The following is a 16,728-nucleotide window of genomic DNA, read 5'->3' on the forward strand; positions in this document are numbered from 1 at the left end:
ATGTCGTTACCCGCCTCCAGGGCCCTCACCCATCGAAGAGCTGACGGATGTCCTCGGCACTGATCGTCTGACTGAACGCCTGACCTGAAGCGTTGCGCAGGGGAGCGTCGCGGTCGGCGAGCTCGTCTGTCATGAGGTCGTCGAAGAGCTCGGCCTTCTTCCGCTGCAGGCCGAGCACCTTCTCCTCGATCGTGCCTTCGGCGACGTAGCGGTAGACGATGACGTGATCGGTCTGCCCTATCCGGTGGGCGCGGTCGATCGCCTGATTCTCCGCGGCGGGATTCCACCACGGATCCATGAGGAAGACGTAGTCCGCCTCGGTGAGCGTGAGACCGAACCCGCCGGCCTTGAGACTGATGAGGAACACGGGTGCTGTGCCGGTGCGGAAGGCCTCGACCACCTCGGCGCGGTTGCGGGTCGACCCGTCGAGGACGACGTAGGGGATCCCGCGGGACTCCAACTCCTCGCCGACATGGTCGAGGAACGAGGTGAACTGGCTGAACACGATCGACCGGTGGCCTTCGGTGACGACCTCGTCGAGACGCTCGAGGAGCGCGGTGAGCTTGCTCGAGGGCACCTCGGCGTGCTCGGCGTCGACGATGCGCGGGTCGAGGGCGAGCATGCGCAGGAGCGTGAGCGAGCGGAAGACGATGAAGCGCTGCCGGTCGTAGTCACTGTCGATGAACCCGAGCAGCTTCTTCCGCTCCTTCTGCAGGATCCGGTCGTAGAGCTGTCGGTGTGCGGGACTGAGCTCGACAGTGATGACCTGCTCCTGCTTCTCCGGCAGGTCGGCGGCGACGAGGTCCTTCGTCCGGCGCAGGAGGAACGGGCGGATCCGCCGCTGCAGGCGCTGCATCCGCCCCGGATTCTCCCCCGATTCGATCGGCCGGACGTACTCCTCCTCGAACCGGTGCGGGGAGGGGAAGAGCCCGGGGGCGGTGATCGAGAACAGCGACCACACATCCCGCAGCGAGTTCTCGAGGGGTGTGCCCGTGAGCGCGAGCCGGAACGGGGCGATCACCGCCTTCGCCGCCTGATGGACCTGGGAGGAGCCGTTCTTGACGAACTGCGCCTCGTCGAGGATGAGCCCCGCCCACTCGAGGGCGGCGATCTCGTCCTCATCAAGCCGGAGGATCGCGTACGAGACGACGATGACATCGGCCCCGGCGGCCACCTCGGCGAGGGGGATCTTCCGCTTCCGCCGGGACTCACCGATGACGCGGACGTCGAGGTCAGGGGTGACCTTCGCCGCCTCCTGCGCCCACACCGGGACCACAGAGGTGGGGGCGACGACGAGGAACGGCGGGCTCTTCCGGCTTGCACCGGTCCCGCGGTCACCCTCCCACTCCGTGCGGCGGGCGTGGGCGACGAGCGCGAGCGTCTGCACGGTCTTGCCGAGCCCCATGTCGTCGGCGAGGATCCCGCCGATGCGGCACCGGTGGAGGAGGGACAGCCAGCGGAACCCTTGCACCTGGTACGGGCGGAGGGTGACGCCGTCGAGTTCGGGCACCTCGGTGGCCGGCAGATGCTCGAGATCACGCAGGGCCTGTGCGGACTCGCGCCAGGTCACGGCGGGTTCGGCCTCGTCGGCGAGGTCTTCGAACTCGGACCACAGACCGACGTGGAGGCGGCTGATCTTCGGGGACTCGGGTTCCCATTCGGGGATGAGGTCCGCCTCGGCGAGGAGGGACTTGAGCCGGTCGAAGACGGGACGGTCGAGGGAGAGGTACGAGTCGTCGGCGAGCTTGAGCTTGCGCTGGCCCTTCGCAAGCGCGGTGAAGAGCTTGACGAAGGGCACGGGCCTCCCGCCAATGCTGATCTGGAAGCCGAGCTCGAACCAGTCGTTCTTCGCCGCCTCGACCGAGGTGATCGTCACGCTCGGCTCCCCGCCGAGCTCACGGTAGGGCTGCCGCTTCCCACGGGTGACGACGTGGACGTGCTCGATCTCCTCGAGCCCGGGCAGGACCGTGGTGACGAAGTCGGCGGTGTCGACGTCGGTGAGCTCGAAGTCGGTCGGTGCGGCCGGGAAGTCCGTGCCCGGTTCGGAGGGGGTGAACGTCTGCAGCAGGGCGGTGACCTCGGCGAGGACGGAATCCTCGTGGTCGACGTCGCGCAGTTCGGTGTCCCTCCCCGCCGAGGCGGGGCCCGGGGTCGGCCGGACCGTTCCCTCGGCGCGTCGGGAGCCGGAGGGCTGCCGCACCGGCAGGGTCCGGCGCGGACCCGAGTACTCCCAGTACCAGCGCAGGCTCAGTCGGTCCTGCGCGCCGAAGGTGAGGTCGAGGGTGAGCCGCGGATCCCGGTAGTGCGGGAAGCGGACGGATTCGTCGGTGCTCACGACCTCGGTGCTCGTGCGCAGCAGCGGGTAGTACTCCTCGAAGAACTCCTCGGCGTCGTCGCGCGGGATTGTGATCGGTCCCGGTGCAGACAGGGCCGGCAGCGCCGAGGCGGTCGTGGCCTTCTCCGCGGGCGCCAGCGTGACCGTGAACCCGGTGCGGGTGTCGACGCCGAAGAACCCGTGCGTCCAGATCGGCTTCGCGAGCCCCGGAGCAATAGGGCGTTCGTCGATCGTCACCTGCGGCTGCACGCGCAGGCCGCCCCGCACCGTGCGCACATCGATGACGGCCTTCGCATCCCGACCGATGCGCACATCCATGCCCTGGTTGACCCCGACGAGGGCGATCCCGAGCTCGGCACCGTGAGCGAAGACGTCCCAGAGCAGGGAGGTGTGGAAATCGCCGAGGTTGTACGCCGCCCCATCGGGCGTGAAGTCCGTCTTGTCCCGGGTACGCAGGCCCGCGAGCTGGGAGAACCACTCCTGGTGACGGGGGTCGACACCGAACTGGGAGGTCATGCGGTCGATCGTGCGCCAGCTCAGCGACTTCTTCACCCAGTTGCCGGAGTCGCTGAGGACCAGCGGCCGGATCGCGAGCGACGGATTCGCACCCGGGCTCACCTCGGCTCTCGTGAGCAGAGTGGTGTGCTGGGGTTCGAACCATGATCGGGGGACGACCTCGACGAGCTCGAATCCCAAGGCCACGGGCGTGTGCGTTGTCTCGGCCGCCTCGGCGAAGGAGGCGAAGGCCGTCCTCCAGTCGGCGGGGGTGGCCGATCCGGATGCACGACCCCGCGGATTCGGGGGAGTGCTCGGTCGGTTCGCGGTCACGACCCCATCCTCTCACTGCCCGGTGACACGGTTCATGGTCACTGCCCGCGGAGTTCACCCCATGCGAAGGAGGACTCCGCGACGAAGTCCTGGAGCATGTCGAAGAAGTGCTGGGCCATCTCCGTGATCTCCTCGTCGTCATCGGCGCGGGGAACCGTCACCGGAAGGGTGAAGACTTCGTCACCGACCGTGACGCGCACGTCGATGAGGTTGCGGCTGCGGCCCTCGATGATGTCGAGACGGTCGAGCTCGCCGTCGCGGAGGATGCGATCGACGGCGGGCCGGACGATGCGCTCCATGACCTGGTCGTCTCTCAGGCGCGGTGATCGGGTCATGACGACAACGTCAGGGAAGACTCGGAGTACCAGGGTTCGCGCTCGACTCCCGGCGGTAACGGTGGCCTGCGGTCGTAGCGAGCGATGAGGATGGATTCCTTGCGTTTGCCCTGTCCGTTGATGATGGCGAAGACCTCGGTGAGTCGTGCTGGAGGAGTCTGGGATGTCTTCGCCCACTCGATCGCCTTGTCGGCGGATGTGCGTTCGGTGGCGTCCATGATCGGAGCATAGCCACGAAATCGCTCACGCGTGCCTATTCGCCGCGCAGCTCGCCCCACCCGAATGACGACTCGGCGACGAAGACCTGCAGGTCGCTGAATACGCGTGCAGCGAGATCCTCGACGGTGAGTTCGTGGGCCATCCTCATGACGACAACGATAGTGCCACCGTAGGATGAGAGGCGTGAATGAAGCCTCCGATCGGTCCCACATCTCGTCTCCCGCGATTCTCGGTGCACTGCTGCTCGCGACCGCGCGCACGGTCGATCTACTCAACGCCGCTCCTCCGCGGAATCCGACGAGGCCGCTCGGCCGAGGCGACAAGGACATCATCGCCGGAGTCGAGGCAGTCCTGCAGGCCCAGTTCTCCGATTCCACCACGTTGATCACCGACACCGTCGACGAGGTGGCCTCCGCCATCGGGTTCATCCGCAACCGTGGAGAGAAGCCGAGCCTCACCGCCGCGAAGTACGACCTGGCGCGTACGGCTGTGCTCGACCACCTCGGCGTGGGTTCGACCAAGGGGGCGAGTACGTGGCCGCCGACCAGCCAGACGGCAGTGCAGCGGTTCGGATCATGGAACGCCGCTCTCACTGCCGCCGGGTTGGCGACGAGCAGTGTGGGGCGAGCGAAGGGTCAACTGCGATTCGATGCCGCCGCTTACGATTCGGCGATCACCGCCTTCCTCGCCGACTGCGAATCCCGCGGAGTCGCGGCGACCTACAAGGAGTACGGGAACTACGCCGCCGAACACAAGGGAACAGTGCCCTCGGCTGCCGCCGTGCGAAAGTTCTACGGGAGCTGGAACACGGCTCTCACCTCGGCGAAGTGAGGCTTCATCCACTTTTCGTCGCCTGAGTTCCACGATTCGAAACGACAACATCACTTGGGACACGATCCGGCAAAAATCCTTGCGAATCGTGCGTGAGGTTTGTAGTGTCTGAACGTCTGTATAGATGGAACCGACTGACGTGCGCAGATGGCGCACGCGCTCGGTGACTGAATCGAAGGGACGGAAATCATGGTTGTCATCGGTTGGATCATCGTCGGGCTGCTCGCGGGCGCCCTCGCGAAGCTCATCCTCCCGGGTAAGCAGGCCGGAGGATGGATCAGCACGATCATCCTCGGAGTCATCGGCGCTTTCGTCGGCGGACTCCTCTTCGGACTGTTCGGCGGCAAGGGCATCGGCGCTGTGTTCTCGGATCCCTGGTCGTGGGGCTCGTTCTTCATCGCTGTGATCGGCGCGATCGTCTTCGCGTTCGTCTGGGGCCTCATCACGAAGAACCGCGGAGCCAAGACCGCCTGACGGCACGCTGGTCAGCCCTCAACTGACCAGATCAGCACGCATACACCCAGAGAAAAGGAGCATGCCGTGAGCATGAAGGACAAGTTCGACAACAAGGCCCAGGAACTCAAGGGCAAGGCCAAGGACGCCACCGGCAAGGCCATCGGCAACGAGCAGATGCAGGCCGAAGGCAAGGCCGATCAGGCTGCCGCCGGCACCAAGCAGGCCGGAGAGAAGCTCAAGGACACCGCAAAGGATGTCACCGACCGTCGTCACTGATCGGTCGCAGGAACTCCGGCGCGCCTGAGCGTCGGCGATAGACCCCGGCAATCGTGCTCTCCGCGGTTGACCGGATGACACAGAGGCGGGTGCACGATCGTGCTGTACCCGCCTCTGCTGTGTCCGGACGATGTCCGGCGGACGGACCCAGCGGACAGCGTTCAGCGGGTCAGGCTCAGCGGGGTGCGCTCACCGGCTCGGGGTTAGCGGGTCGCGGCGAATGCCTCCAGCCGGCGGCACGCCTCGATGATCGTCTCCGGGGACACCGCGAAGGTCAGGCGCAGATACCCCTCACCCTCAGGGCCGAACGCGGAACCGGGGATCGTCGCGAGATCGTGCTTCTCGAGCAACTGGGTTGCGACCTCCCATGACGTCATTCCCCAGTCCTTGACGTTCGCGAACGCATAGAACGTCGCCTCGGGGCGGAGTACGCTGATCCCGTCGATGGCGTTGAGCCGCTCGACGATGAGGTCGCGGCGTTCGGCGTAGGACTGCACCATCTCCCCGACGACCGACTGAGGGCCCGTGATCGCGGCGATCGCCGCCTCCTGGACGAACCCGGGCAGGCTCGACGTCAGACCCTCCTGGAGCAGAGGCATCGGCGGGATGAACTCGGCCGGGGCGATGACGAAGCCGCACCGCCAGCCCGTCATCGCATAGGTCTTCGAGAAGCTGCCGACGACGAGGAACCGATCGAACCCGGGTCGCACCTCGGCGATGGAGGTGAACGTCGAGTCGTCGAAGACGATCTCGTCATAGACCTCGTCGGAGATGATCGTGAATCCGAACTCGTCGGCGAGATCGGCGATCAGCTCAAGGTCCTCGCGATCGATGATCGACCCGAGCGGATTCGAGGGACTATTGAGGATGATCGCCGCCGTCTTGTCGGTCACCGCGGCCCGGACGTCGTCGGCACGGACCTTGAACCCCGACTCCTCCCGCACGGGCACCGGAACGGCAACGGCGCCGAGGCGGTGGATCTGCCCGAGATAGTTCGGGAAGCAGGGGTCGGCGATGATGACCTCCTGACCCGGGGAGACCGTCGTGTCGAGGGAGAGAGTGAGCGCTTCCATCGCCCCGAAGGTGACCATGACATTGTCGATGCCGATCTCGCGATTCCACCGCGTGGAGTACTTCCCGGCGATCGCCTCCCGCAGTCCGGGCAGCCCCGCGTTGGCGACATACTTCGTCGCGTCGTCCTCGATCGCGCGGATGCCTGCGGCCTTGATGTGCTCGGGTGTGGAAAAGTCCGGTTCGCCGACCGTGAGCTTGACGGCCTCGGGAAAGTCGAGCGCGAGGTTGAACATCTTCCGGATGTCCGAGGCAGGGTAGGTCTGCGCCATCGGGGAGATGCGCCGGTACGGGTCGGTCACGGATGCGCTCCTTCGTCGGGGTGTCTCGAGAGTCGTGAGGACATCTCGAGTGTGTCAGATGGGGCGCTAGCGGGCGCGGACGTCCGGCGCTGTGCGATTCCAGGACGCTCAGTGTCGATTTCTGCGACCGGAATCGACACTGAGCGTCCTCGAGTCATGAGTCGGCGACGGGAGGCGCGCGTGCCCGGCGCGACCTACTCCGCCAACCCCGCCAACTTTGCCCCGAAGCGGGCGAGCAGGCTCGTCTTCGTCGCTCCCGTGACGCGCTCCCACTCATCGGCGAGGTTGAAGATCCGGTACATCGACCGGATGCCGAGCCAGCGGATCGGCTCCGGTTCCCACTGGCCGGAGACGTGGTCGTTCCACGGCAGCGCGGTCAGGGGAGTCGGAGTCCCGCCTGCCCGATCGAGCAGGGTCTTCGCCGCCAGATGCGTCGCCGTCACCCCGTGCCCGGCATACCCGCGCGCCACGCCGATACGCTGGCTGGGATCGAAGAAGATGCCGGCACACCAGTCCCTCGTCACTCCGAGTGCGCCGCGCCACGCGTGGGCGACCTCGAAGTCGAGGCTCGGGAAGAGCGAGGACAGGCGCGTGCGGAGGAGGTCGACCACCTCGGCGGGGACCCTCCCATCACCGGGCAGACCCGAGTTGAACGCGTACGGCGCACCCCGGCCGCCGAGCGCGATCCGATCATCGGCCGTGCGTTGGGCGTAGATGAACGTGTGCGCGGCATCGCCGAGGCACTCCCGGCCTTCCCAGCCGATCTCCTCCCACGCCGCGGCCGGCAGGGGAGCGGTCGCGATCATCGACGAGAACACGGGGATGACCTGCCGCCCCTCGAGCCCCGGCAGCCTCCCCGACACCGTGTCCGAATACCCCTCGAGGCACACGAAGATCGTCTCCCCGTGCACCGGTCCGCGATCGGTGACGACGGTGCCTGTGCCGACGTGCCCGGCCTTCGTGCCCCCGCAGATCGTCACGCCCTGATCCCGGAGCACGCGGGCGAGCCCCTCGACGAGGAGCGCCGGATCGATGCGCGCGGTGGCCGGGACGAAGACGCTGCCGTGGGCGTTGTCGACGTTGATCCGCGCCCGCGTCTGCTCGGCATCGAGGACCTCCATGTCATCCGGCCCGTAGCCGTACTCGCGGTTGGCGTCGACGAGCTCGCGCACCCGGGCCATCCCCGCCTCGGACTGTGCGATGTCGATGTGCCCGCCGCGGACCTGCTGCGCGTCGATGCCCTCAGTTTCGAGCGTCTCGAGGACCTCGTCGATCGAGTCGAAGAGCGCCGACTGGAACGCCCGGACGGACTCGAGGCCGGAGACCCCCGCCGACCCGACCGGGCCGTGCGCGTCGGTGGCGACAGCGCGGTCGACCGCCTCGGCGAAGCGGGCGCGATTGCCGGGCATGAGCGTCGAGAGCCACCCGCCGTTGCGTCCCGAAGCGCCGTAGCCGACGGTGCGCGCCTCGATGACCGTGATCGACCAGTCCGGGTGCGCCTGCCGGGCGCAGTACGCCGACCACAGCCCGGTCATGCCCCCGCCGACGATGACGAGGTCCTGCTTGGTCGTCGGCAGAGGGGAATCGATGGGCTCGGCCGGGGACTGGGCCAACCAGAACGAGGCCTCACCGTTGAGGTAGCTCACAGGACATCTCCTAGTCGCAGGGGTACGGCGCTGTCTGCGACCGTACGAATCCAGTTCTATCCCATGCCCATTGACGATGTAAATGGTTGTCCGTACGTGTATTGGCATATGAAATCGCCGAGGTTGTCCCCGGAATCCGTGATCGTGTGGCTACACTGTGGCCATGAGCGCAATGGAGCCGATCGACACCCGCACCCTGCCTCTCGAGCACGAGCCCATCGAGGACTGGCAGCGCCTCGACCCGGCTGCCGAGAACGCGGCTGCGACGGGCGGAGAGGCGACGGGTGGAGCCAGCGACTCGACGTCAGAAGATCCGGACAAGGGGACGACGACGGCCTTCGCCGAGCTCGGCACCATCGGCGGAGTCGACTACGGGCTGTTGGAGATGAGCACCGGCGCGATGCGCGACATCGAAGGCGACGAAGCCTTCCTCGTCATCGCCGGAACCGGACGCATCGAGTTCGACGACCCCGCGCGCGGGCCCGTCGAGCTCTCACCCGGCAGTCTCGTCCGCCTCGAAGACGGGATGAAGACCCGCTGGTACATCGACGACGCTCCGCTGCGGAAGCTCTTCATCGCCCCAAGCGAGGACTGAGGTCACCCGGGCTCGTCGGATGGTGCGACGTTGGACGGCGCCCCGAGAGCCGGTGCCGACTCCTTCGCCCGCTCGACGACGGCGGCGATCGTGCTCGCGTCGGTGATGACGAGACGCAGCAGCACCTCGGCGATCGTATCCGGCGGGACACCGTGATCGTCGTGGGACCAGAACATCGACTCGTTCGCCACGGCATCGAAGATCTCGAGGACGGCACGGGGATGCTCGGCGGTGAAATCGCCTGACTCGATGCCGCGGCCGATGACGGCCGCAGTCGTCGCGCGCGCCACCTCGACGGCGGTCTCCCATCGGGGGAAGAGCTCCGCGGTCGCAGGAGGGAGCCGGAAGAGCCACCTCGTGTCGAGCGACATCGTCAGCTCGAGCGCCGTCTCGTCGCGGATGAGGCGGAACAGATCGAGGGCAGGGTCGTCCGGGGTGTGGTCGAAGCGGTCGCTGAGCAGGGGTGACATCGTCACCCGCCGGTCGATGAGCTCCTGGCCGATCGCCTCTTTGCCGGCGAAGTAGTGGAACAGGGACGGCTGCTTGATCCCCACCGCCTCGGTGATCGCCCGAGTGCTCGCACCTTGGTATCCCAGCTCGGAGAACAGTCGGGCGGCCTCGGAGAGGATCCGCTCCCTCGTGTCGCCATTGACGTCGACACTGCGCGGCCTCGCCATCATCGCCTCCCGAAAAAATGATTCACAAACAGCCTATCGGATGATAGGTTACACATTAATCTATCGACTGATAGATTAATCCGAGCGGCGGTCGCTCCGGTTGCGACCGCCTCGGCGTCACCTCCTACGAAGGGATGCAATGTGGCACCCTCTGCGCCCACCGAGACAACCAGTCCCTCGAGCCGACGGGGCATCGGCACCCCGGGGCTCGTCTTCTTCGTCCTCGCGGCAGCCGCACCGCTGACGATCCTCGCCGGCTTCGTTCCCCTCGGCATGCTCGCCGGCGGGGATGCGATCGTCCTCGGATTCCTCTACCCCGGGCTCGTCTACCTCCTCTTCGCCGTCGGCTACACGACGATCGCCCGCCACGTCCCCGGCGGCGGCGCGTTCCTCACCTACATCGCCGCCGGTCTCGGCGCCCGCACCGGATCGCTGGCGGGCATGATCGCCTACGTCGGCTACCTCGGCGGACAGATCGGCTTCACCGCCTCGGCGTCGGTCTTCGCCTCCTTCACGATCGAGACCCTCACCGGAATCCGTCTCCACTGGCTGCCGATCGCCGTCGTCATCACCGTCCTCGTCCTCACCCTCGGACTCCGACGGGTAGGGGTGGGGGCGGCCACCGTGGCCGTGCTCCTCGTCGCCGAATGCGCGATCCTCGCCGTCTTCGCCGTCGCCGTCCTCATCCAGGGCGGGTACGAAGGGCTGAGCTTGGCCGCCTTCGCTCCTGAGAAGTGGGTGAGCGCGGCGCTGCCGGGAGTCTTCGTCCTCACCTTCACCGCCTTCGTCGGCTTCGAGCAGACCACGGTCTACCGCACCGAGACGCGGGCCCCGAACCGCACGATCCCGCGAGCGACCTACCTCGCCGTCGCGATCCTGCTCGTCGGCTACACCTTCGGCGCGTGGGTGATCCTCCAGGCCGCCGGGCAGTCGCGCGTCACCGCCCTCCTCGCAGGCGACCCGTCCGAACTCGTCTTCACCCTCAATGACGAATTCGTCGGCCCCGCGGCGACAGCCGTCATGCTCATCCTCGTCGTCACGAGCTTCATCGCCGGCGTCATCGCCCTGCAGAACACGTCCGCCCGCTACCTCGTCAACCTCGCCCGCGGCGGACTGCTGCCGGGAGGACTCTCCCGGCTGGCGACCTCGGGCAGCCCGCTCACGGCGAACTTCGTCCAAGCCGGCCTCGTCCTCATCGCGCTCGTCATCTTCGCAGCCGTCGGTGCCGATCCGTATACGCAGATCGTCACGTGGACGAACACTCCGACGATCATCGCCGTCCTCGTTCTCCAGATCCTCACCTCGATTTCGGTCGTCAGCTACTTCCGTCGCAACCGCCGCAGAGAGACTCGGTGGACGACGGCGATCGCACCCGCGCTCTCCGCCGTCCTCGTCACCGTCGCCCTCGTCCTCCTCATCGCGCAGATGGGGGCGCTCACCGGCCTCGGTCCCGCGGGCAACGCGTGCGTCATCGCCCCGCTCGTCCTCGCCGGAGCCTACGGCCTCCTCCGGGCACGGAGGGTCCACCCCGGACGGGCGACGCTGGCCACCCTCGGTGCCGAGACTATCGACGCCGCCGATCGCCCCGACCCCCGACCCGAGAACCCGACCCCCGACCATCACCGCAGCACAGAGAGAGAAGGATGATGAACACTCGCACCGACTACGCCTGGTCGACCCCGAGAGGCCTCGTCGAACGCCCCGGAGAGTACCCGGAGACCACCGAACTCTGGGGGTACACCGACCGCTTCGCCTACCGGCAGGGAGAGCAGGTCGACCTCCGGGTGCACACGACCGCTGAGACCTTCGACGTCGAGATCATCCGCGAAGGCGCCCGACCCGAGACCGTCTTCACGGCGACCGGTGTGCCGGGCACGCGGCAGGAGACCCCCGCCGATGCGTACGCGACCGGCTGCGGGTGGTCGAGCTGCCTGACGATCGACCTCGGTGAGGACTTCACTCCCGGGTACCACCTCGTCGTCTTCCGCACCCACGACGACCACGGGCGGGAGATCGAGCAGGAGTCGTTCTTCATCGTCCGTCCCGACGACCCCGCCGACGTCGACATCCTCCTCGTCCACGCCACCTCGACGATGCTCGCCTACAACGACTGGGGCGGCGGCAACCACTACCGGGGCCTGCCCGACGGCGACCGCAACGACATCCCCTCGCCGTACTCGTCGATGCACAGGCCCATCGCCCGCGGGATGCTGCGCAAACCGGTCGGGGCCCCGCGCAACGCGCACACCGATCTCAGCCTCCCGATCGGGTGGGAGCCGCGGCACCCGACGTATGAGTGGGCGTGGCAACGCGGGTACTCCCGCCACCACAACGACGCCGGGTGGGCGAACTACGAACGCCCGTTCACGATCTGGGCCGAGGAGCAGGGCTACCGGGTCGGCCACCTCACCCAGAACGAACTCCACGGCGAACCCGACTGCCTCGACGGGGCGCCAGTCGTCGTCATCGTCGGCCACGACGAGTACTGGTCGTGGGAGATGCGCGATACCCTCGACGCCTACGTCGACGCCGGCGGGCACCTCGCCCGCTTCGGCGGCAACTACGTGTGGCAGGTCCGCCTCGACCTCGACACCGGTGTGCAGACCTGCTTCAAGGACCCGAGCGCCGACCCGATCCGCGCCACCGACCCCACCCGCCTGACCACGGCCTGGGATGCCCCCGAGATCGGCCGGCCCGGCGCTGAGACGATGGGCCTGACCGGCCTCGGCGGTGCCTACATCCGCTACGGCTCGGCGGTGCCGCGCGGCAGCGGCGGATACACCGTCTACCGCGAGAACCACTGGGCACTCACGGGCACCGACCTCTACTACGGCGACGTGTTCGGCCAGGCACCACTGTGCATCGCGGCGTTCGAAGTCGACGGCTGCGACTACACGTTCCGCCACGGACTGCCCTACGCCACCGGTGCCGACGGTGCCCCCGAGGACCTCGAGATCATCGCCATGGCGCCTGCGGTCTCCGGGGGAGAGGACCGCTGGTCAGGGCAGGTGCCGATCGGGGCACCCGCCGCCGAACTCGCCGACCTCTACGCGGGCATCTACCCCGACGGCATCCCACCCCACCATCAGGGGCCCGGCTACGGATCGTCCATGGTCGTGACCTTCACCCGCGGCGACGGTGAGGTGTTCTGCGCCGGGACGACCGACTGGCCCTACGGACTCGAGGCGAACGACCCGTTCGTCACGATCATCACCCGCAACGTCCTCGACCGCTTCATCGCGGCCGGACGAGACGGCGCCCAGGCGCCGGCGACGAACACGAAGGAGCAGCGATGAGCGCAGCGGACACCGTCCAGATGCTCACCGAGGACCCGAACCGGGCCGTCACCCCGGCGCTGAGCGACTACGACGCGCACTCGGAGGGCTGGTCGGAGACGGAGTTCCAGGTCGAGACCGGCCCGTCGACGGTGGCAGGCCGATGGGTGGGCGAACCCGGCTGGGTCGAATTCGACTCGTGGCCCTACCGGGAGTTCTGCGTCATCGTCTCCGGCAGGGTCGCCGTCGAGAGCAGCGACGGCACACAGCGCTTCGAATACGGCCCCGGAGACGCGTTCACCATCCCGCAGGGCTTCTCCGGCCGGTGGGTCACGCTCGAACCGACCCGGAAGGTCTTCATCGGCGTCACCGAGTGAGCCGGCCGGGACTCGACAGCCGCCCTTGACGCCGTCGATTATCGTGTGAGGTAGGTCGGCGCTCCGCTCTGCGGAGCGCCTCCTCCTGCCAGCTGCACCACCACCTCGGCGCCGGTGCCGGGGGCACACGAAGGAGCCGCCGATGAAGACTGCCAAGCGACTGTCCGACCTGGGCACGGAGACCGCGTTCCGTGTCGCGCAGGCGGCCGCGGACTGGAGGGCGCAGGGGAACCGGGTCTATCCGTTCCACCTCGGCGACCTCGACTTTCCGATGGCCCCGCACATCGTCGAGGCGATGAACCGGGCGATCGCGGACGGGAAGACCGGGTACTGCCCGGGTCCGGGGATCCCCGAACTGCGGGCAGCGCTCGCCGAGGACATCGGGTCGCGCCGCGGCATCGACATCGACCCCGCCGAGGTGGTCGTCACGACCGGCGGCAAGCCCGTGATCACGAAGTTCCTCCAGGCCGTCATGGACCCCGGCCAGTCCGTGCTCTACCCCAACCCCGGGTTCCCGATCTACGAATCCCAGATCGAATACCTCGGCGGCAGGGGCCTGCCCTACGGGTACGTGCCGACCGAGGACGGGTTCGCCATCGACCTCGACCGGCTGCGGGACTCGATCGACGAGACGACCGTGGCGATCATCTACAACGATCTGCAGAACCCGATCTCCGCGGAATCGACGGCCGAGGAGCGGGAGGCGATCGCGCAGATCGCCCAGGAGCACGACCTCTGGGTGCTCTCCGACGAGGCGTACTTCGAGATGCGCTACGGCGGGGAGTCGACGTCGATCGCGACCCTGCCGGGCATGCGCGAGCGCACCGTCATCCTCTACACGTTTTCGAAGAAGTTCGCGATGACCGGGTCGCGGCTCGGCTGTGCGGTCGCCCCGAAGGAGATCGCCGAGGCGATCTCGACGATGAACACCAACGACGAATCGTGCACGACCCACTACGTCCAGTGGGCGGGGATCTCGGCACTCCAGGGTCCGCAGGGCGGGGTCGCGGAGATGCTCGACGTCCTCCGGGCCCGCCGGGATGCCGCATGCACGCTCATCAACGCGATCCCCGGCATGGAGGTCGCCGTCCCCGAGTCGACGTTCTACATCTTCCCCGACGCCACCGAGGCGATGGCGGCGAAGGGGATCGCGACCCTCTCCGACTTCTCGACCGAGGCCCTCCACGCCACCGGGGTCTCCTTCTGCACTCGCGAGCACTTCGGTCGCCCGCTGCCCGGCGAGGACCGGAAGTACATCCGCCTCGCCTACTCGGGCATCGGGGAAGACGACATCGTCGAGGGCCTGACGAAGCTGAGGGAGTGGGTCGAGGCGGGGTGAGGGCCGGCAGGCGGTGGCACCGGACGTCGGCTCAGGGCAGGCGGAACCGCTGTGCCCCGATGCCGTCGAGGACGGCGGACAGCGTCTCCTCCCTCGTCTGATCGCTGCTGTCGATCGCGTGGGGCTCGAGCTCGCCGAGGTGGGCGAACTGGTCCCACATCGCCGTGATCGGCTCGGCGTCCTTGAGGTCGTCCGGGCCGGTGCGGGCCGTCGCCCGAGCCAGGGCGACCTCCCGCCGAGGTCGGAGCAGGCAGTAGTGGATGGTCGGCGCCTCCGGTTCGCGGGCAAGCCCCCGGAAGTGATCGAGCATCCACGGACCGACGATCCCATCGACGATGACGGTGTACCCGCCCCGGGCGTAGATGCCCGCCGCCGAGGCGATGACGGTCATCACCGTCTGATTCTGTCGGTCCGCTTCCGGCAGATAGGGCGGGATCGATCCCGCAGCGATGAAGTGCCAGAAGTCGTCGGTGTGCAGGTGGACGGAGAGAGCGAACTCGGCGGCCAGCGCACGCGCCGTCGTCGACTTCCCAGCGCCGGGCGGACCGGCGAGAATAATGACATCACCGTGCATAGTCGGCAGTGTAGCGGCACCATCGTCACCCGGCTGCGCGACGCCGAGGAGGGTGCGATGTCAGGTCTGAGCGCATGAGCGCGGCCACCGAGCTCTGGGCGCTGTCGGCGACCGAGGTGCTCGCGCGCTTCCGGACCAGAGACCTCTCCCCGGTCGAGTACCTCGAGGCGCTCACCGCGCGCATCGAGGACAGGGACGACGACCTCGGCGCTCTCACGGAGGTCCTCCCGGAGGCGACCGCCTCGGCGAGGGACGCGGAACGGTTCTACACCAAGACCCGGCCGGACGAACTCGACGAGATCCTCGCGATGCGCCCGCTCGCGGGCCTGCCCGTCATCGCCAAGGAGAAGCACGCGCTCGCCGGGCACACCCTCACCCAGGGGCTGCTCCACAACCGCTTCGCCGTCGCCCACCGCGACGCCGCCGTCATCCGCCGCATCCGCGACGCCGGCGGCTACATCCACGCCCGGTCGACGACCCCGGAGTTCAGCTGCGCAACGATCACGCACTCGCCGATGTGGGGCGTGACCCGAAACCCGTGGAACCAAGAGCTGTCCCCGGGCGGGTCCTCCGGCGGGTCGGGTGCCGCGCTCGCCTCAGGCTTCGGGCCCCTGGCCACGGCCTCGGACATCGCCGGATCGACGAGGCTGCCCGCCGCGTTCACCGGCACCGTCGGGTTCAAAGCCCCGTACGGCCGGATTCCCGGCGAGCCCCCGCTTTCGGCCGACTGGTACCGCGGGGACGGGCCGATGGCCCGCACCGTCGCCGACACCGCACTCCTCGCCCGGGTCATGGTCGGTCTCGACTCGACCGATCCGTCGTCGATCGACTCACCCCATTTCCTCGCCGGATTCGACCGCACCCCCGCCGAGGTGGTCGAGAGCCTCAAGGGCAAGCGCGTGGCCGTGTGCCTGCGGCTCGGGGACTTCCCCGTCGGCGACGACATCATCCGCAACACCGGAGCCGTCGCCTCGGCCCTCGCCTTCGCCGAGGCCGAGGTCGCCGAGATCGAACTGCCGTGGACGGCCGAGCGGATCTTCGAGACCGCCTTCACTCACTTCGGCACCATCCTCGCCCCCGCGATGAGGGCGGCCACCCGGGGCAACGAGGATTCCCTCGCCGACTACACGAGGCGGTTCATGGCCGACGCCGAGGCGGTCGCCGCCCGCCGGTCCCTCTACGACGGGCTCGTCATGGAGGCCGAGATCCAGGCCGAACTCGCCACCGCGATGGCCGGGTTCGACGTTCTGCTCGCCCCCACCTCGGCGGTGGCAGGACTCCTTGCGGGGGCGAGCTACCTCGACGGGATCCGGATCGGCGCCGACGGCATCGGTCGGGAGGGCACCGGGGCCGGGGCCCGGCTCGAGCACTACTGGCAGGCGCACATGACGATGCCGTTCAACATCTGCAACCGGGTGCCCATCGTCAATGTGCCCTCGGGCATGGCCGACTGCGGCATCCCCACCGGCGTCCAGATCGTCGGACATCCCTTCGCCGACCGCAGCGTCTTCGACGTCGCCGCCGCTGTCGAACTGCTCCGCCCGTGGGCCGGGCTCGCGCCGGGGTGACGGGGTTGCCCGATCCGGCACACG

The 16,728-nt window shown here is 68.1% G+C and carries 16 protein-coding genes; 9 read left to right on the top strand and 7 right to left on the bottom strand.

What is annotated here, in order from left to right:
* Positions 1-25: 25 nt before the first annotated feature.
* From AC0VYB_RS01105 to AC0VYB_RS01115, 3 genes are read right to left on the bottom strand one after another with little or no spacing between them, the layout of a single operon-like run.
* The gene (locus AC0VYB_RS01105) at positions 26-3,163 is read right to left on the bottom strand and encodes a DEAD/DEAH box helicase (protein ID WP_475384933.1); all 3,138 of its coding nucleotides are present in this window, start codon (positions 3,161-3,163) and stop codon (positions 26-28) included.
* Positions 3,164-3,201: 38 nt separating this feature from the next.
* A complete protein-coding gene (locus tag AC0VYB_RS01110; RefSeq protein WP_144588833.1) occupies positions 3,202-3,498 on the bottom strand; it encodes a hypothetical protein in 297 nt (98 codons plus the stop codon).
* Positions 3,495-3,716, bottom strand: coding sequence for a hypothetical protein (locus AC0VYB_RS01115; protein WP_101624320.1), 222 nt, complete (start codon positions 3,714-3,716; stop codon positions 3,495-3,497). Before AC0VYB_RS01115 ends, AC0VYB_RS01110 begins: the two co-directional genes overlap by 4 nt.
* A gap of 175 nt (positions 3,717-3,891) precedes the next feature.
* On the opposite strand from AC0VYB_RS01115, the gene AC0VYB_RS01120 reads away from it, so the two are divergent.
* The 3 genes from AC0VYB_RS01120 to AC0VYB_RS01130 all read left to right on the top strand — a co-directional run bounded on the left by AC0VYB_RS01120 (position 3,892) and on the right by AC0VYB_RS01130 (position 5,280).
* Positions 3,892-4,548, top strand: coding sequence for a homing endonuclease associated repeat-containing protein (locus AC0VYB_RS01120; protein ID WP_260984423.1), 657 nt, complete (start codon positions 3,892-3,894; stop codon positions 4,546-4,548).
* A 189-nt stretch (positions 4,549-4,737) separates the two neighbouring features.
* Positions 4,738-5,022 carry a GlsB/YeaQ/YmgE family stress response membrane protein gene (locus AC0VYB_RS01125; protein WP_009377556.1) on the top strand — a complete coding sequence of 95 codons (285 nt, stop codon included), beginning with the start codon at positions 4,738-4,740 and terminating at the stop codon, positions 5,020-5,022.
* A 72-nt stretch (positions 5,023-5,094) separates the two neighbouring features.
* Positions 5,095-5,280, top strand: a complete 186-nt coding sequence (locus tag AC0VYB_RS01130) for a CsbD family protein (RefSeq protein ID WP_009377555.1) — start codon at positions 5,095-5,097, stop codon at positions 5,278-5,280.
* Between the two features lie 203 nt (positions 5,281-5,483).
* On the opposite strand, the gene AC0VYB_RS01135 is transcribed toward AC0VYB_RS01130, so the two are convergent.
* A complete protein-coding gene (locus tag AC0VYB_RS01135; RefSeq protein ID WP_435382137.1) occupies positions 5,484-6,653 on the bottom strand; it encodes a pyridoxal phosphate-dependent aminotransferase in 1,170 nt (389 codons plus the stop codon).
* Positions 6,654-6,847: 194 nt separating this feature from the next.
* Positions 6,848-8,299, bottom strand: a complete 1,452-nt coding sequence (locus tag AC0VYB_RS01140; RefSeq protein ID WP_475384934.1) for an NAD(P)/FAD-dependent oxidoreductase — start codon at positions 8,297-8,299, stop codon at positions 6,848-6,850.
* Positions 8,300-8,462: 163 nt separating this feature from the next.
* Between AC0VYB_RS01140 and AC0VYB_RS01145 the strand changes: the two genes are divergently transcribed.
* Entirely contained in the window at positions 8,463-8,894 is a 432-nt protein-coding gene (locus AC0VYB_RS01145; RefSeq protein WP_475384935.1) for a cupin domain-containing protein, read from the top strand.
* A 2-nt stretch (positions 8,895-8,896) separates the two neighbouring features.
* Here the strand turns inward: AC0VYB_RS01145 and AC0VYB_RS01150 are convergent, their stop codons facing one another.
* Entirely contained in the window at positions 8,897-9,571 is a 675-nt protein-coding gene (locus AC0VYB_RS01150) for a TetR/AcrR family transcriptional regulator (RefSeq protein ID WP_197932241.1), read from the bottom strand.
* Between the two features lie 141 nt (positions 9,572-9,712).
* Between AC0VYB_RS01150 and AC0VYB_RS01155 the strand changes: the two genes are divergently transcribed.
* From AC0VYB_RS01155 to AC0VYB_RS01170, 4 genes are all read left to right on the top strand, one after another.
* Positions 9,713-11,218 (top strand): APC family permease, encoded by a 1,506-nt coding sequence (locus AC0VYB_RS01155; RefSeq protein ID WP_197932242.1) that lies wholly within the window; start codon positions 9,713-9,715, stop codon positions 11,216-11,218.
* A complete protein-coding gene (locus AC0VYB_RS01160; protein ID WP_197932243.1) occupies positions 11,218-12,867 on the top strand; it encodes a N,N-dimethylformamidase beta subunit family domain-containing protein in 1,650 nt (549 codons plus the stop codon). The genes AC0VYB_RS01155 and AC0VYB_RS01160 overlap by 1 nt, the downstream gene beginning before the upstream one ends.
* Positions 12,864-13,223: a cupin domain-containing protein gene (locus AC0VYB_RS01165; RefSeq protein WP_197932244.1), complete on the top strand. Its 360-nt coding sequence runs from the start codon at positions 12,864-12,866 to the stop codon at positions 13,221-13,223. The genes AC0VYB_RS01160 and AC0VYB_RS01165 overlap by 4 nt, the downstream gene beginning before the upstream one ends.
* A 142-nt stretch (positions 13,224-13,365) precedes the next feature.
* Entirely contained in the window at positions 13,366-14,562 is a 1,197-nt protein-coding gene (locus AC0VYB_RS01170) for a pyridoxal phosphate-dependent aminotransferase (protein ID WP_201671777.1), read from the top strand.
* Between the two features lie 31 nt (positions 14,563-14,593).
* Here the strand turns inward: AC0VYB_RS01170 and AC0VYB_RS01175 are convergent, their stop codons facing one another.
* Positions 14,594-15,136: an AAA family ATPase gene (locus tag AC0VYB_RS01175; RefSeq protein WP_119296838.1), complete on the bottom strand. Its 543-nt coding sequence runs from the start codon at positions 15,134-15,136 to the stop codon at positions 14,594-14,596.
* A 74-nt stretch (positions 15,137-15,210) separates the two neighbouring features.
* Here AC0VYB_RS01175 and AC0VYB_RS01180 point away from each other — a divergent pair, with 74 nt between their 5' ends.
* On the top strand, positions 15,211-16,704 hold the full coding sequence (locus AC0VYB_RS01180) for an amidase (protein WP_119296839.1): 1,494 nt from the start codon (positions 15,211-15,213) through the stop codon (positions 16,702-16,704).
* Positions 16,705-16,728: the final 24 nt, after the last annotated feature.

The sequence above is a fragment of the Brevibacterium sp. Z349TD_9 genome, from assembly GCF_056173565.1.

What these genes read in the sequence shown, in the direction of transcription:
- AC0VYB_RS01130 (WP_009377555.1), top strand. Translation starts at nt 5,095, where the DNA reads ATGAAGGACAAGTTCGACAACAAGGCCCAGGAACTCAAGGGCAAGGCC.
- AC0VYB_RS01150 (WP_197932241.1), bottom strand. Translation starts at nt 9,571, where the DNA reads ATGGCGAGGCCGCGCAGTGTCGACGTCAATGGCGACACGAGGGAGCGG.
- AC0VYB_RS01175 (WP_119296838.1), bottom strand. Translation starts at nt 15,136, where the DNA reads ATGCACGGTGATGTCATTATTCTCGCCGGTCCGCCCGGCGCTGGGAAG.
- AC0VYB_RS01160 (WP_197932243.1), top strand. Translation starts at nt 11,218, where the DNA reads ATGAACACTCGCACCGACTACGCCTGGTCGACCCCGAGAGGCCTCGTC.
- AC0VYB_RS01110 (WP_144588833.1), bottom strand. Translation starts at nt 3,498, where the DNA reads ATGACCCGATCACCGCGCCTGAGAGACGACCAGGTCATGGAGCGCATC.
- AC0VYB_RS01165 (WP_197932244.1), top strand. Translation starts at nt 12,864, where the DNA reads ATGAGCGCAGCGGACACCGTCCAGATGCTCACCGAGGACCCGAACCGG.
- AC0VYB_RS01120 (WP_260984423.1), top strand. Translation starts at nt 3,892, where the DNA reads ATGAGAGGCGTGAATGAAGCCTCCGATCGGTCCCACATCTCGTCTCCC.
- AC0VYB_RS01145 (WP_475384935.1), top strand. Translation starts at nt 8,463, where the DNA reads ATGAGCGCAATGGAGCCGATCGACACCCGCACCCTGCCTCTCGAGCAC.
- AC0VYB_RS01170 (WP_201671777.1), top strand. Translation starts at nt 13,366, where the DNA reads ATGAAGACTGCCAAGCGACTGTCCGACCTGGGCACGGAGACCGCGTTC.
- AC0VYB_RS01115 (WP_101624320.1), bottom strand. Translation starts at nt 3,716, where the DNA reads ATGGACGCCACCGAACGCACATCCGCCGACAAGGCGATCGAGTGGGCG.
- AC0VYB_RS01180 (WP_119296839.1), top strand. Translation starts at nt 15,211, where the DNA reads ATGAGCGCGGCCACCGAGCTCTGGGCGCTGTCGGCGACCGAGGTGCTC.
- AC0VYB_RS01125 (WP_009377556.1), top strand. Translation starts at nt 4,738, where the DNA reads ATGGTTGTCATCGGTTGGATCATCGTCGGGCTGCTCGCGGGCGCCCTC.